The organism is Cedecea sp. P7760 (genome assembly GCF_013386425.1).
In the GTDB taxonomy this organism is placed as follows: Bacteria; Pseudomonadota; Gammaproteobacteria; order Enterobacterales; family Enterobacteriaceae; genus Cedecea; species Cedecea selenatireducens.
The window spans coordinates 99,265-112,708 of record NZ_JACARU010000015.1 but is presented as its reverse complement, the minus strand read 5'-3'; the positions used below and the strand labels follow the sequence as shown (position 1 = coordinate 112,708).

The 13,444-nt window shown below is 55.1% G+C and carries 16 protein-coding genes; 9 read left to right on the top strand and 7 right to left on the bottom strand.

Going from position 1 to position 13,444, the window contains the following annotated elements; translation table 11 throughout:
• Positions 1-90: 90 nt before the first annotated feature.
• Complete coding sequence (locus HX778_RS06075; protein ID WP_176981516.1) at positions 91-621, bottom strand: NAD(P)H-dependent oxidoreductase; 531 nt, start codon at positions 619-621, stop codon at positions 91-93.
• A gap of 100 nt (positions 622-721) precedes the next feature.
• On the opposite strand from HX778_RS06075, the gene HX778_RS06070 reads away from it, so the two are divergent.
• The 3 genes from HX778_RS06070 to nrdG all read left to right on the top strand — a co-directional run bounded on the left by HX778_RS06070 (position 722) and on the right by nrdG (position 4,637).
• Entirely contained in the window at positions 722-1,603 is an 882-nt protein-coding gene (locus HX778_RS06070; protein ID WP_176981515.1) for a LysR family transcriptional regulator, read from the top strand.
• 296 nt (positions 1,604-1,899) lie between these two features.
• Positions 1,900-4,035, top strand: a complete 2,136-nt coding sequence (nrdD, locus tag HX778_RS06065) for an anaerobic ribonucleoside-triphosphate reductase (protein ID WP_038478571.1) — start codon at positions 1,900-1,902, stop codon at positions 4,033-4,035.
• A 137-nt stretch (positions 4,036-4,172) separates the two neighbouring features.
• Positions 4,173-4,637 carry an anaerobic ribonucleoside-triphosphate reductase-activating protein gene (gene nrdG / locus HX778_RS06060; RefSeq protein WP_176981514.1) on the top strand — a complete coding sequence of 155 codons (465 nt, stop codon included), beginning with the start codon at positions 4,173-4,175 and terminating at the stop codon, positions 4,635-4,637.
• A gap of 30 nt (positions 4,638-4,667) precedes the next feature.
• Here the strand turns inward: nrdG and HX778_RS06055 are convergent, their stop codons facing one another.
• Positions 4,668-5,021 carry a helix-turn-helix domain-containing protein gene (locus tag HX778_RS06055; protein ID WP_052049003.1) on the bottom strand — a complete coding sequence of 118 codons (354 nt, stop codon included), beginning with the start codon at positions 5,019-5,021 and terminating at the stop codon, positions 4,668-4,670.
• A gap of 121 nt (positions 5,022-5,142) precedes the next feature.
• On the opposite strand from HX778_RS06055, the gene HX778_RS06050 reads away from it, so the two are divergent.
• On the top strand, positions 5,143-5,673 hold the full coding sequence (locus tag HX778_RS06050; protein ID WP_176981513.1) for an NAD(P)H-dependent oxidoreductase: 531 nt from the start codon (positions 5,143-5,145) through the stop codon (positions 5,671-5,673).
• 33 nt (positions 5,674-5,706) lie between these two features.
• Here the strand turns inward: HX778_RS06050 and HX778_RS06045 are convergent, their stop codons facing one another.
• Complete coding sequence (locus tag HX778_RS06045) at positions 5,707-6,354, bottom strand: NAD(P)H-binding protein (protein WP_038478563.1); 648 nt, start codon at positions 6,352-6,354, stop codon at positions 5,707-5,709.
• A gap of 83 nt (positions 6,355-6,437) precedes the next feature.
• Between HX778_RS06045 and HX778_RS06040 the strand changes: the two genes are divergently transcribed.
• Positions 6,438-6,956, top strand: coding sequence for a type 1 glutamine amidotransferase domain-containing protein (locus tag HX778_RS06040; RefSeq protein ID WP_038478560.1), 519 nt, complete (start codon positions 6,438-6,440; stop codon positions 6,954-6,956).
• On the opposite strand, the gene HX778_RS06035 is transcribed toward HX778_RS06040, so the two are convergent.
• On the bottom strand, positions 6,953-7,381 hold the full coding sequence (locus HX778_RS06035) for a YhbP family protein (RefSeq protein ID WP_038478557.1): 429 nt from the start codon (positions 7,379-7,381) through the stop codon (positions 6,953-6,955). The genes HX778_RS06040 and HX778_RS06035 overlap by 4 nt on opposite strands.
• Before the next feature lie 53 nt (positions 7,382-7,434).
• On the opposite strand from HX778_RS06035, the gene HX778_RS06030 reads away from it, so the two are divergent.
• Positions 7,435-7,728: a GIY-YIG nuclease family protein gene (locus tag HX778_RS06030; protein WP_038478553.1), complete on the top strand. Its 294-nt coding sequence runs from the start codon at positions 7,435-7,437 to the stop codon at positions 7,726-7,728.
• Here the strand turns inward: HX778_RS06030 and HX778_RS06025 are convergent.
• Together HX778_RS06025 and HX778_RS06020 are read right to left on the bottom strand one after the other, a co-directional pair.
• Positions 7,725-8,228, bottom strand: coding sequence for a GNAT family N-acetyltransferase (locus HX778_RS06025; protein ID WP_038478550.1), 504 nt, complete (start codon positions 8,226-8,228; stop codon positions 7,725-7,727). The genes HX778_RS06030 and HX778_RS06025 overlap by 4 nt on opposite strands.
• Entirely contained in the window at positions 8,222-8,746 is a 525-nt protein-coding gene (locus HX778_RS06020) for an SCP2 domain-containing protein (RefSeq protein ID WP_038478547.1), read from the bottom strand. Before HX778_RS06020 ends, HX778_RS06025 begins: the two co-directional genes overlap by 7 nt.
• Positions 8,747-9,000: 254 nt before the next feature.
• Between HX778_RS06020 and HX778_RS06015 the strand changes: the two genes are divergently transcribed.
• The 3 genes from HX778_RS06015 (at position 9,001) to HX778_RS06005 (ending at position 12,034) form a co-directional block, all read left to right on the top strand.
• Positions 9,001-9,996: a peptidase U32 family protein gene (locus HX778_RS06015; RefSeq protein WP_176981512.1), complete on the top strand. Its 996-nt coding sequence runs from the start codon at positions 9,001-9,003 to the stop codon at positions 9,994-9,996.
• Complete coding sequence (locus tag HX778_RS06010; protein WP_038478541.1) at positions 9,987-10,883, top strand: U32 family peptidase; 897 nt, start codon at positions 9,987-9,989, stop codon at positions 10,881-10,883. The genes HX778_RS06015 and HX778_RS06010 overlap by 10 nt, the downstream gene beginning before the upstream one ends.
• 143 nt (positions 10,884-11,026) lie before the next feature.
• On the top strand, positions 11,027-12,034 hold the full coding sequence (locus HX778_RS06005) for an LLM class flavin-dependent oxidoreductase (RefSeq protein WP_038478538.1): 1,008 nt from the start codon (positions 11,027-11,029) through the stop codon (positions 12,032-12,034).
• Between the two features lie 42 nt (positions 12,035-12,076).
• Here HX778_RS06005 and mtr read toward each other — a convergent pair whose 3' ends face one another.
• A complete protein-coding gene (gene mtr, locus HX778_RS06000; RefSeq protein WP_038478535.1) occupies positions 12,077-13,321 on the bottom strand; it encodes a tryptophan permease in 1,245 nt (414 codons plus the stop codon).
• Positions 13,322-13,444: the final 123 nt, after the last annotated feature.

Sequence of the window (13,444 nt, the reverse complement as noted above, 5' to 3'; positions counted from 1 at the left end):
CCGGAACCGAGCCTCGCTTTAAAACCGCAGCAATTCTGAAAGTCACAGTCGCTATTTGTGACTAAGAGGCAGCCTCAGGTGAGGGAGAAATTACCCTTTCAGCGCCTGAATCCGGCTCAGCCAGCCGTTTACGCCCTCATCGATCAGCGCTTCCGTAATCGTATTTGCCCCCTGGATCAGCGCGGGTGCCTGCCAGATCATGCCGGTTTTATTCGCCATCGCATGGAACGGCAGCAGCAGCTCTTCAACGGTATAACGGTTAGCGCCGTCAGCACGATAAGCTTCCGCCGCCCCGCCGGTTGAGGTCATCACCATCAGTTTTTTACCGTGCAGCGCGGTGCCGTTGCTGCCGTAGGCAAAGCCGAAGGTCAGCACCAGATCCTGCCAGTCCTTGAGGATCGCCGGAGAGCTGTACCACCAGAACGGGAACATCAGCACGATGGACTCGTGATCCAGCAGCAGCGCCTGCTCACGCGCCACGTCAATCTGGTGGTCCGGGTATTCACGTTTCAGCTCATGAACGGTGACGCCTTCAATGCCTTTCAGGGCGGCAATACCTGCCTGGTTAATACGGGATTCATCAGGCGTGCGATGCGCCGCCAGCACTAATATTTTTTTCATCTTTCAGGTCTCATTTTTGGGATGAGGCTATCTTTTCAGATGACAGACCTTACCTGTAGTCCATAACATGGCACATCTGTTTCAACCAAAGGTTACAAGCATGATGCTTTCGGCAGACGTTCATCGGCTCATTCCGGCTTTTCTCGCGGCAGCAGACTGCGAGAGCTTTTCCGCCGCTGCGCGCCAGCTGGGCATCACGCCTGCGGCGGTGAGTAAGAGCATACGCCAGCTTGAACAGCGGCTCGGGATCGTGCTTTTCGTGCGTAATACGCACTACGTGGTGCTTACCGAGGAAGGCACAGCGCTGCGTGAACAGGTTGCGCCGCTGTGGCACGCATTGAACCAGGCGCTGGTCAACCCCGGCGCGGAACCGTCCGGGCTGCTGCGCGTCAGCGTGATCCCCGGCTTTGGTCGCCACTGCCTGATGCCGATCCTTGCCGAGTTTCAGCGGCGCTACCCGCTGATTCGCTTTGAGCTGTCGATGGAGGCCCGCAGCGTGAACTTGATTGGCGAACGCATCGACGTGGCCATCGGCCACCGCACGGTGCGTGATAACCGCGTAGTCGCCCGCGAGCTGTACACGTCACAGATGATCATGGCGGCATCACCGGCTTACCTGGCCGAGTTCGGCACGCCGCAAACGCTGGAAGACCTCATGGAGCATCGCTGCCTCGTGCACCGCAACTCCGGCACCGGGCGCCTCCAGCAGTGGATGGATAACGGCGCGCTGTTTGACGAACCCTCTGCCTGGTTTATCACTACCTCACCGGATTCGCTGGTGGATGCGGCGCTGTCCGGCATGGGGATCGTTTATCTCGCCGACTGGTATCTCACCGGGCCAATTGCGCAAGGAAAACTGCTGCCGATTTTGCAGAACGTTGCCACGGAACCACAGCAGCTCTGGGTGAAATATGCCGGAGGAAAAGTCCCGCCTAAAATCCGGGTTTTTGTCGAGTATCTCTCCGAAAAACTAATCAGATGATTCTCATCATTTTGATCGATGCCCACCGTCTCTGCCGCCCCCGATTTACTTTGTTCTGCATCAATAAAATCGCAAACATGTTTGATGCAAATCACTATATATAGACCTTAGAATGCACCTCGGCCCTACATGTTGTATCTATCGACTATTATAACAACAACGTCCGCAGGATAAGTTTGGGGATTATCTGTGGATAAAAAGGGCCGAGTTTCGGGAAGTTTTGACAGGACAAACGGCTACGCGCTCCCGAATACGCCCCTACCTATGTGGATAACCTAAAAATAAACGGAGAAATCATGACACCGCATGTGATGAAAAGAGACGGGTGCAAGGTACCTTTCACTTCAGAGCGCATCAGAGAAGCTATTCTGCGTGCAGCTAAAGCAGCGGGAGTCGATGACGCGGACTATTGCGCCACCGTCGCAGAGAGCGTCAGCCAGCAGATGGCAGGCCGCAGCCAGGTAGACATTGGCGAGATCCAGATCGCCGTGGAAAACCAGCTCATGGCCGGTAACTACAAGCAGCTGGCGCGCGCCTACATTGAGTACCGCCATGACCGCGATATTGAGCGCGAGAAGCGTGGTCGTCTGAACCAGGAAATTCGCGGCCTGGTTGAGCAGACTAACTCCGCCCTGCTTAACGAGAACGCCAACAAAGACAGCAAGGTGATCCCAACCCAGCGAGATCTGCTGGCCGGGATCGTCGCCAAGCACTATGCCAAGCAGCACCTGCTGCCGCGTGACGTCGTGCTGGCACACGAGCGCGGTGATATCCACTATCACGATCTCGATTATTCTCCGTTCTTCCCAATGTTTAACTGCATGCTTATCGATTTGAAAGGCATGCTGACCCACGGCTTCAAAATGGGTAACGCCGAGATTGAACCACCGAAGTCTATCTCTACGGCCACGGCGGTAACGGCGCAGATAATTGCCCAGGTTGCCAGCCACATTTACGGCGGCACCACCATCAACCGTATCGACGAAGTGCTGGCGCCGTTTGTGACCGAAAGCTTTAACAAGCACCGTAAGATTGCCGAAGAGTGGCAGATCCCGAATGCTGAGGAATATGCACATTCCCGCACCGAGAAAGAGTGCTACGACGCTTTCCAGTCCCTTGAATATGAAGTGAATACGCTGCATACCGCCAACGGGCAAACGCCGTTTGTTACCTTTGGTTTTGGCCTCGGCACCAGTTGGGAATCACGCCTGATCCAGAAGTCTATTCTGCGCAACCGCATCGCTGGCCTGGGCAAAAACCGCAAAACTGCGGTGTTCCCAAAACTGGTCTTTGCAATCCGTGACGGCCTGAACCACAAGTTTGGTGATGCCAACTACGACATCAAACAGCTGGCGCTGGAATGTGCGTCTAAGCGCATGTATCCGGACATTCTTAACTACGACCAGGTCGTGAAAGTGACCGGCTCGTTTAAAACCCCAATGGGCTGTCGCAGCTTCCTGGGCGTGTACGAAGAAAACGGCGAGCAAATCCACGACGGGCGTAACAACCTCGGCGTAATAAGCCTGAACCTGCCGCGCATTGCGCTGGAAGCCAAAGGGGATGAAGCTGCTTTCTGGAAACTGCTGGACGATCGTTTACAGCTGGCGCGTAAAGCGCTGATGACCCGCATTGCCCGTCTGGAAGGCGTCAAAGCTCGCGTGGCCCCTATCCTCTATATGGAAGGCGCCTGCGGCGTCCGCCTGAAGGCCGACGACGACGTGTCTGAGATCTTTAAAAACGGCCGCGCGTCGATTTCTCTGGGCTATATCGGCATTCATGAAACGGTTAACGCTCTGTTCGGTAATCAGCATGTGTACGACAGCGAAGCCCTGCGCGAGAAAGCCGTTGCTATCGTGGCTCGCCTGCGCGAAGCCACCGACAGCTGGAAAGAAGAAACCGGCTACGGCTTTAGCCTCTACAGCACCCCAAGCGAAAACCTGTGTGACCGCTTCTGCCGCCTTGATACCGCAGAATTCGGCGTCGTACCGGGCGTGACCGACAAAGGCTACTACACCAACAGCTTCCACCTCGACGTGGAGAAAAAGGTTAATCCTTACGACAAAATCGACTTTGAGGCTCCGTACCCACCGCTGGCTAACGGCGGCTTCATTTGCTACGGCGAATACCCAAATATCCAGCACAACCTGCGGGCGCTCGAAGACGTGTGGGATTACAGCTACAAGCACGTGCCTTATTACGGCACCAACACGCCGATCGATGAATGCTATGAGTGTGGTTTTACCGGCGAGTTCGAATGTACCAGCAAGGGCTTTACCTGCCCGAAATGCGGCAATCACGACGCCGCGCGCGTGTCGGTTACCCGTCGCGTATGTGGCTACCTCGGCAGCCCGGACGCTCGTCCGTTCAACGCCGGCAAGCAGGAAGAAGTTAAGCGTCGCGTTAAGCACCTGGGTAACGGGCAGATCGGCTAAGTCATTTAGCCATTTCCCCTCACCCTAACCCTCTCCCCATAGGGGAGAGGGAACCGTCGAGCATGTTGTTACATCCTGCGCTGGTTTTCTCCCTCTCCTGTGGGAGAGGGCTGGGGTGAGGGCATCAGGCCAATACTATGAATTATCATCAATACTACCCCGTCGACATCGTCAACGGCCCCGGCACTCGCTGTACGCTGTTTGTCTCAGGCTGCGTGCATGAATGCCCCGGCTGCTACAACAAGAGCACCTGGCGCTTGAATTCAGGTATGCCGTTCACTCCAGAAATGGCCGACCGCATTATTGCCGACCTCAACGATACCCGCGTTAAGCGCCAGGGAATTTCGCTTTCGGGCGGTGACCCGCTGCACCCACAAAACGTGCCGGAGATTCTTAAACTGGTGCAGCGCGTGCGCGCCGAATGCCCCGGCAAGGATATCTGGATCTGGACGGGGTATAAGATTGACGAGCTGGACGCTGCCCAGCAAGAAGTGGTTGCGTTGATTAACGTGCTGGTAGACGGCAAGTTTGTTCAGGATTTAAAAGACCCGGCGCTTATCTGGCGCGGCAGCAGCAACCAGGTCGTGCATCACCTGCGTTAAAACCGGCTTCCCGACGGCCAGCGGGAGGCTTCACTTCAGCCCATCATGGCGATGCACGTTACCCCATTCACACATCATATCCAGCACCGGGATCAGCGACTTACCGCGCCCGGAAAGGCTGTACTCGACCTTTGGCGGGATCTGCGGGTATTCGTTGCGGATAATCAGCCCGTCGCTCTCCAGCTCTTTCAGCGTCAGGCTCAGGGTTCTGAATGAGATGGTATCGATGCAGCGCTTAAGTTCGTTAAAGCGGATCACCGGTTTATGCTCCGCCAGCGCATAAAGAATGATCATTTTATATTTCCCATTCACCAGCGACAGCGTATAGGCAAAGCCCGTATCGCCCATAAATGCGCAGGAATCCGGCGCGATCTCTTCGCTCATGACACTATCCTTTTGTATAGTACATATCAACAATGACAGTATTGTACTTTAATTTAAAGCTGCCTATGATGCAAAACTTAAAATAATCGCTGACGGTCAGCCACTCCGTAAGGAATTAGATATGAAAACGTTAATTATTGTTATTCATCCCAATATCGATGAGTCAAAAATCAATAGGCATTGGATAAGTGAAGTAGAAAAATACCCGGAGTTATATACCGTGCACAATCTTTATCAGACTTATAAAGATGGCGCTATTGATGTTGAAAGAGAACAGAAACTCATTGAGCAACACGATAAAATTATTCTGCAATTTCCACTGTACTGGTTTAATAGCCCGCCTTTATTGAAGCAGTGGCTGGATGACGTCTTCACCTACGGCTGGGCATATGGCTCTACCAGCGGGCATAAACTCAGAGGCCGCAAGTTTGCGCTGGCGGTAAGCGCCGGGATTAAGGCAGAGGATTTCTCACGCGAGGGGCGTTACCACCATTCGCTTCAGGAAATACTTCTGCCCTTTGAAATGACGGCGAAATATGTCGAAGCAGATTATCAGCCGTTTTATGCTTTTTACGGTGCCGAATATGAAGTCTCGGCCCAACAGCTGGAAAACAGCGCTAAAGGATATATTGATTACCTGCAGTCCTTTTAATATTTAGCCTTTACCGCCTGGGTATTCATCTTCTCAATAATATTTAGCAGCTAATTCCCGTAGCTGACCTGAGTCGAGGATCGTCACGCCTTCCCGTGCTGGATTGAACGCTTCAGAAAGCATCGCTTTCGCCACGTCCACTGACTCAATAGCTTTTAGCTTGCCGGGCAGCATTTTGAAAATCGGCACCATCAGCGTTTCATTTAACCTCCGGGCGTGGCGATCTCCCAGCAGCATTGAAGGCCGGGCAAGCGTCAGCCGTGGCCAATTTTGCGCTATCAGCGCGTCTTCCATTTCGCCCTTAACGCGGTTGTAGAAGAACGGCGAGCGGCTGTTCGCCCCCAGAGCGCTGACCACCAGCATATGTGTTGCACCCAGCCGGAGGCCAGCAAGTGCGGTATCCACCACCAGCGTATAATCGACGAGGATAAAGGCTTCTTTGCTGCCCGCATCGCGTAGCGTCGTTCCCAGGCAGCAAAAGACGGTATCGACCGGCTCAGTGACCTGCGCGAGCGCATCGGAAAGCTGCGGATCGTGGGGATTAACCACTTTGTTCAGGGCCACCTGCAGCGGGCGGCGAGTGGGTGCAGCAATAGTGCTAATCCGGGAGTCCTGGTTAAGCAGACGAAGTAAATGGCCGCCGACAAGCCCCGTGGCTCCGGTGATTAAGATTCGACTCATAATGCCTCCTGTTCTCGCTAAGCGCTTGCAATGTCAGCATGGTAGTCCAGGCTTAATAGTGCCACAAACATAACGGAGGAAAGATGAGCAAGAAAATTGCAGTTCTGATTACCGACGAGTTTGAGGACTCTGAATTCACCTCACCGGCTGAGGAGTTTCGGCAGGCCGGACACCAGGTAATCACTATCGAGAAGCAGGCGGGAAAAACGGTTACCGGCAAACAAGGCGAAGCCAAAGTGAAGATAGACAAGGGTATCGACGACGTCCGCCCTGCCGACTTTGATGCCCTGTTGCTCCCTGGCGGCCATTCCCCTGACGCCCTGCGCGGCGACGATCGGTTTGTCAGCTTCACCCGCGATTTTGTTAACACCGGAAAACCCGTGTTTGCCATTTGTCATGGCCCACAACTGCTGATCAGCGCAGACGTGATACGCGGCAGGAAGCTCACTGCGGTAAAACCTATCGTCGTTGATGTGAAAAACGCCGGTGCGGATTTTTACGATCGTGAAGTCGTCGTTGATGGACATCAGCTGGTCACCAGTAGAACGCCTGAGGATCTGCCGGCGTTTAATCGTGAAGCATTGATTCTGCTGGGCCGCTAGTCCTCACGCAACCAGTGTAGCTTTTTCCCGAAACCAAGCGTGTTGTCGGTCATTTTCAGCTCATCGAGCCGAATTTCCCACATCGGAGCCGACATCACGCGCGCAATCGGAAAACGCTTTAAGTAGCGCCGACGATAGTCCACCGCTTCTTCTGCCGCAAGCAGGCGGATCCCCCCTCGAAACTGCACGCCGCGGATAAGCGCCACGGTTTTAGGCTGGCCGTTTATCGTGCCGGCAACCGGCGCCTGCTCTCCAATCAGCTCGCCGTGGCGTGAAGTGGTTTCGCTCAGCAAATAGAATGCCACCCGCTCGGCATCGAAGATATAAAAAGCATTCGCACACCAAAGCGAGTCCCCGCTGCCCACGCAGTAGCTCAGAACATGTTGTTTTGTCAGCCAGCGGCTGATGGCATTGAGTGATTCCATCGTCATCCTGAACAGTGATACTCTGCGGCAAATGCTAATTATGCGCCCGCACTATGACTTCCTGGTATCTCTATTTAATCCGCTGCACCGATAACCGCCTGTATACCGGCATTACTACCGACGTAGAGCGTCGCTTTGCCCAGCATCAGGCTGGCAAAGGGGCGAAGGCACTGCGTGGTAAAGGGGAGCTTGCGTTGGTATTCAGTCAGGCTGTGGGCGACCGCTCGCTGGCGCTGCGAGCTGAATACAGAATTAAGCAGTTGAGCAAGGCCGAGAAAGAGCGGCTGGTTGGAGGGAAGATGCCCCTTGAAGACCTGCTCGCAAGCCTTCAAGGGAAAACCCGTTAAACGTTGTTGAAGTGGTCCGAATACTCGACCAGGCCGCTAACGCCGTTTAAGGCATCATCAGCCAGAGGATGTACCTGGAATGCCGCTTCGGTACCCGGCCAGCTGCAACGGAGGTCGTAACGGGCCGCAGGCTGGAAGCCAAGATGACCGTACATCTCCGGCGAACCCAGCGTGACCACCGCGGCGTAGCCAAACTCGTTCAGTGAGTCCAGCCCTTCATATACCAGCTGTTTGGCAATGCCCTGACCGCGAACGGACTCGTCTACCGCCAGCGGAGCAAGCCCAACCCACTGCAGCTCTTCGCCCTCAACGGCGACCGGGCTGAAGGCGACGTAGCCAATCACCTGCCCTTCATCATCGGTTGCGACGAGACCCAGCGTTAACAACCCATCTTCCCGCAGCGCCTTGACCAGCTCAGCTTCGCCCTCGCCTTCAAAGGAACGGCGTAACAGCGCGTCGATGCCAGGGGCATCAATGGGGATCTCTACACGAATTAACATGGCTCACCTATCGAATTACCTTCAGAGGCGGGGTTATGTCTCAAACCTGCCTCAACAAAATCAGCCAGCTGTAACAGCAGGATGCGTAGCGGTTTCGGCATCGCATCCAGCTCAATGGCATCCATTAGATTCTTCACATATAACCCGAGTTCCGTGTCGCCTTCAATCACCAGGCGACGCTGGAAAAATAAGGTATCCGGGTCCTGCTTGCGAGCGGCTATCAGCAACAGGTCGTTGGCCTCAGCGCTAAAGCTCACGTCTGCTGGCGCATCGTCGCACACCAGCAGCTTATTGTCCTCAACGGAAGTAAACCACTTCAGCCCAAGGTCACGGACTTCAATACTTAGCCAGCGGCCTGCCAGAAAGTCCAGCTCTCCGTCCTGCAGCGCCTGACGGAACTGCCAGCCAAGCACCTGCTCCAGAACCTGACGCTTAACGGCAAAAGGGGTTAATCTGACCGGAACCCGCAGCAAAGAAGGACCAGCCTGAACCAGGCGAGAACGCAGTTTATCGAACACGGGTTTAGCTCCTTTAAAAAATTTGCCGTTATTTTGCCATAACGACAATTCCCGGTGACGCGCCAAATCAACAATTCCGCAGGTTGCTGCGGGGCCGAATTAGCGCCGGGCCCACTAAGCAATACGCCTTTCTCTGCCTCAAATCAAAAATTGTCGCCGACAGGTTAACTAAAATCCCGGTTCGTTAACAATTTGCTGCCCGTCCCTGTGCAGCGCGGGCATTTATTCGTGCCCCCTATGATTCAGGATAAATTATGGAGTTGCTTTGCCCGGCCGGAAACCTTCCGGCGTTGAAAGCGGCCATCGATAACGGTGCAGATGCGGTGTACATCGGCCTGAAAGATGATACCAACGCGCGTCATTTTGCAGGCCTTAACTTCACCGAGAAAAGGCTGCAGGAAGCCGTCAGCTACGTGCATCAACGTCGCCGTAAGTTGCATATTGCCATCAATACGTTCGCTCATCCGGACGGTTATGTACGCTGGCAGCGAGCGGTTGATATGGCCGCGCAGCTTGGGGCCGATGCGCTGATCCTGGCGGATTTAGCCATGCTGGAATATGCGGCTGAGCGCTACCCACACATTGAGCGCCACGTGTCGGTCCAGGCTTCGGCCACGAATGAAGAAGCGATCCGTTTTTATCATCGCAACTTTGACGTTGCCCGCGTGGTACTCCCGCGCGTGCTTTCTATTCATCAGGTTAAACAGCTCGCTCGCGTCACGCCGGTGCCGCTGGAAGTATTTGCCTTCGGCAGCCTGTGCATAATGGCCGAAGGCCGTTGCTATCTTTCGTCTTACCTCACCGGCGAGTCGCCGAATACCGTGGGCGCCTGTTCGCCTGCTCGCTTTGTGCGCTGGCAGCAAACGCCGCAGGGGCTGGAATCTCGCCTCAACGACGTACTGATCGACCGCTATAAGGACGGCGAAAATGCCGGGTATCCAACGCTCTGCAAAGGGCGTTACCTGGTTGACGACCGCCCCTACCATGCGCTGGAAGAACCCACCAGCCTTAACACGCTTGAGCTGCTCCCGGAACTGCTGGCCGCAAACATAGCCTCGGTGAAAATCGAAGGCCGCCAGCGCAGTCCGGCTTACGTTACCCAGGTGGCAAAGGTCTGGCGTCAGGCTATCGATCGCTGCATGGCGGATCCTAAAAACTACCAGGCACAGCCCGCCTGGATGGAGACGCTGGGATCGATGGCCGAAGGCACCCAAACGACGCTCGGTGCCTATCACCGCAAATGGCAGTAGGAAAAAGCATGAAATATTCATTAGGGCCGGTGCTTTACTATTGGCCAAAAGAGACGCTGGAAAAGTTTTATCAGGCGGCGGCCAAAAGCCGTGCCGACGTTATTTATCTGGGCGAAGCGGTATGCAGCAAGCGCCGGGCAACCAAAGTCGGCGACTGGCTGGATATGGCTAAAATGCTCGCCAACGAGGGCAAGCAGGTAGTGCTTTCCACGCTGGCGCTGGTGCAGGCTCCGTCGGAATTGGGCGAACTTAAGCGCTATGTAGAAAACGGCGATTTTCTGATTGAGGCCAATGATATCGGCAGCGTAAATATGGCCGCAGAACGCAAGCTGCCGTTCGTCGCCGGACACGCCCTCAATTGCTATAACGCCGTTACGCTACGCCTGCTGCATAAGCAGGGCATGATGCGCTGGTGCATGCCGGTAGAACTCTCCCGCGACTGGCTCGCCAATATGCTTAACCAGTGCGATGAACTCGGTATCCGCGATAAATTCGAAGTGGAAGTGCTGAGCTATGGCCATCTGCCGTTGGCTTATTCCGCTCGCTGCTTCACCGCACGCTCTGAAGACCGCGCCAAGGATGAGTGCGAAACATGCTGCATTAAGTACCCGAACGGCCGGGATATGCGTTCTCAGGAGCAGCAGCAGGTCTTCGTGCTGAACGGCATTCAGACCATGAGCGGCTATGTTTACAACCTCGGCAATGAGCTGACGTCGATGAAAGGGCTGGTGGATATCGTTCGCCTGTCGCCGATGGGCTTAGGGACGCTGGATATTCTTAACGCGTTCCGCGCCAATGAAAACGGCAGTGCTCCGCTTCCGCTGGCTAACCGCAGCGACTGTAATGGCTACTGGCGGCGCGTTGCAGGGCTGGAGCTACGGGCCTGATAATAGCTCACTTTGTTAACAAGTCTGGTCATTGTTTAATGCACTATTAAAGGTGCAGCTTTTCTGGCCGGCGCGGTATTCCTGCGCCAGGCTGGAAGAAGACCTTCAATCTGATGACTACGCTGTAACAAAAGTGAGCGGTTATGACTGACAAAAATATTGCTTTCTCGGTGCTCGATCTGGCGCCGATCCCTCAAGGCTCCTCGGCGCAGGAGGCTTTTTCCCACTCTCTGGATCTTGCCCGGCTGGCCGAAAAGCGCGGCTATCACCGTTACTGGCTGGCAGAACACCACAATATGGTCGGCATTGCCAGCGCGGCAACATCGGTGCTGATTGGCTACCTGGCCGCGAATACCACCACGCTGCATTTAGGCTCCGGCGGCGTGATGCTGCCTAACCATTCGCCGCTGGTCATTGCCGAGCAGTTCGGCACCCTGAATACGCTCTACCCGGGGCGTATTGACCTTGGCCTTGGACGAGCGCCGGGCAGCGATCAGCCCACCATGAGGGCGCTACGACGCCATATGAGCGGCGACGTTGATAACTTCCCACGGGATGTCGCGGAGCTGGTTGACTGGTTCGATGCCCGCGACCCAAATCCACACGTTCGCCCCGTGCCTGGCTATGGGGAAAAGGTTCCGGTTTGGCTGCTAGGCTCCAGCCTGTATAGCGCCCAGCTGGCGGCACAGCTTGGTTTGCCGTTTGCCTTTGCCTCGCACTTTGCGCCTGACATGCTGTTCCGCGCGCTGCAGCTGTACCGCGAGAACTTCAAGCCGTCCGGGCGGCTGGCAAAACCTTACGCGATGGTGTGCATCAATATCGTGGCAGCAGACAGTACCCGGGACGCGGAGTTTCTGTTTACTTCCATGCAGCAGGCGTTTGTTCGACTGCGTCGCGGCGAAACCGGGCAGCTGCCGCCGCCGGTGGAAAATATGCATCAGCTTTGGTCTGCCTCTGAGCAATATGGCGTCCAGCAGGCGCTGAGCATGTCTCTGGTGGGGGATAAAGCGAAGGTACGTCACGGCCTTGAGTCCATCCTGCGTGAAACCGAAGCGGATGAAATTATGGTTAACGGACAGATTTTCGATCATCAGGCTCGTTTGCATTCGTTTGATTTGGCGATGCAGGTTAAAGAAGAGCTTTTAGGTTAGCGTTGTATCAGGCCCTTTCAGTCTGAAAGGGCCCATTCATCTTTACTTATAAACCGGCAGCACATCGAAGGTAGAAAGGATGTGTACCAGCGCGTTGCCCACGCCAAAGACCAGAATCAGGGCAATCATCGGCTTACCGCCCCATACCCGGAATTTAGGGCTACCAAAACGCTTACGGGAAGCCCTGGCAAGCAGCGCGGGGACAATCGCAGCCCAAATAGTCGCCGCCAGTCCCGCATAGCCAATGGCATACAGGAAGCCGTTCGGCCACAGCAGGCCACCGATAATCGGCGGAACAAAAGTCAGCAGCGCCGTTTTCAAACGCCCGAACGCGGAATCGTCAAAACCAAACAGATCCGCCAGGTAATCGAACAGCCCCAGCGTAACGCCGAGGAACGAGCTCGCTACCGCAAAGTTTGAGAACACCACCAGCAGCAAGTCGAGGCTCCGGCTGTTGAGCACGCCGCTCAGCGCCTGAACCAGCACGTCAATATTACCGCCTTTCTCCGCGATGCCGACGAACTCCGGACGAGGAATATTCCCCATCGTCCCCAGCAGCCAGATAGCGTACAGCACCAGCGCCATCAGCGTGCCGTACACCAGGCAGCGAATAATGGTGCGTGGATCTTTGCCGTAATACTTCATCAGGCTCGGCACGTTGCCGTGATAACCAAAAGAGGCCAGGCAGAACGGCAGCGTCATCAGCAGATATGGCGTATAGGAAGCATTGCTCTCCGCCACGTTAAACAGCGTTGTCGGCGTTACGTGCCCAAGCAAGCTGCCGAAGGTCAGGAAGAAAGTGATGACCTTCGCGCCCAGGACAATCGCCGTCATACGGCTCACAGCTTTGGTGCTCAGCCAGACAATAAACGCGACGACCAGCGCAAACACCAGCCCCGCCAGGCGAGCCGGCACGTCGAGCGACAGCGCCGAAAATGTATGATGCAGGATAGAGCCGCTGGCCGAGATGTAGGCATAGGTCAGGATATAAAGAACAAAGGCAATCGACAGGCCGTTTATCGCGTTCCAGCCTCTGCCCAGCAGGTCTTTGGTAATGGTGTCGAAGCTGGAGCCAATGCGGTAGTTAAGGTTCGCCTCCAGGATCATTAACCCGGAATGCAGCATACAAAACCAGGTGAACACCAGCGCGGCCAGTGACCAGAAGAACCAGGCACCCGACATCACCACGGGTAAAGAAAACATCCCTGCGCCAATGATCGTCCCACCGATAATCATTACGCCGCCTATTAACGAAGGCTTTGTGCCGGGGGAGGTTAAAGTTGTCATATCGAATCCCTGAAGAGAGGCATAACGCGACGAAATTGTCTGATGCGAATCATTGTACCAGTACATGAGTACGAAAGGGATAAAAAAAAGCCCCGATTGCAATAACCGGGGCTTTTCCGACTG

Excerpts from the sequence above, each read along its gene's own strand:
- HX778_RS06030 (WP_038478553.1), top strand. The coding sequence starts at position 7,435 with ATGACTTCCTGGTATCTCTATTTAATCCGCTGCACCGATAACCGCCTG.
- nrdG (WP_176981514.1), top strand. The coding sequence starts at position 4,173 with ATGAATTATCATCAATACTACCCCGTCGACATCGTCAACGGCCCCGGC.
- HX778_RS06045 (WP_038478563.1), bottom strand. The coding sequence starts at position 6,354 with ATGAGTCGAATCTTAATCACCGGAGCCACGGGGCTTGTCGGCGGCCAT.
- HX778_RS06040 (WP_038478560.1), top strand. The coding sequence starts at position 6,438 with ATGAGCAAGAAAATTGCAGTTCTGATTACCGACGAGTTTGAGGACTCT.
- HX778_RS06035 (WP_038478557.1), bottom strand. The coding sequence starts at position 7,381 with ATGGAATCACTCAATGCCATCAGCCGCTGGCTGACAAAACAACATGTT.
- HX778_RS06075 (WP_176981516.1), bottom strand. The coding sequence starts at position 621 with ATGAAAAAAATATTAGTGCTGGCGGCGCATCGCACGCCTGATGAATCC.
- HX778_RS06010 (WP_038478541.1), top strand. The coding sequence starts at position 9,987 with ATGGCAGTAGGAAAAAGCATGAAATATTCATTAGGGCCGGTGCTTTAC.
- HX778_RS06015 (WP_176981512.1), top strand. The coding sequence starts at position 9,001 with ATGGAGTTGCTTTGCCCGGCCGGAAACCTTCCGGCGTTGAAAGCGGCC.
- HX778_RS06070 (WP_176981515.1), top strand. The coding sequence starts at position 722 with ATGATGCTTTCGGCAGACGTTCATCGGCTCATTCCGGCTTTTCTCGCG.
- HX778_RS06050 (WP_176981513.1), top strand. The coding sequence starts at position 5,143 with ATGAAAACGTTAATTATTGTTATTCATCCCAATATCGATGAGTCAAAA.
- HX778_RS06025 (WP_038478550.1), bottom strand. The coding sequence starts at position 8,228 with ATGTTAATTCGTGTAGAGATCCCCATTGATGCCCCTGGCATCGACGCG.
- HX778_RS06005 (WP_038478538.1), top strand. The coding sequence starts at position 11,027 with ATGACTGACAAAAATATTGCTTTCTCGGTGCTCGATCTGGCGCCGATC.
- mtr (WP_038478535.1), bottom strand. The coding sequence starts at position 13,321 with ATGACAACTTTAACCTCCCCCGGCACAAAGCCTTCGTTAATAGGCGGC.
- nrdD (WP_038478571.1), top strand. The coding sequence starts at position 1,900 with ATGACACCGCATGTGATGAAAAGAGACGGGTGCAAGGTACCTTTCACT.
- HX778_RS06055 (WP_052049003.1), bottom strand. The coding sequence starts at position 5,021 with ATGAGCGAAGAGATCGCGCCGGATTCCTGCGCATTTATGGGCGATACG.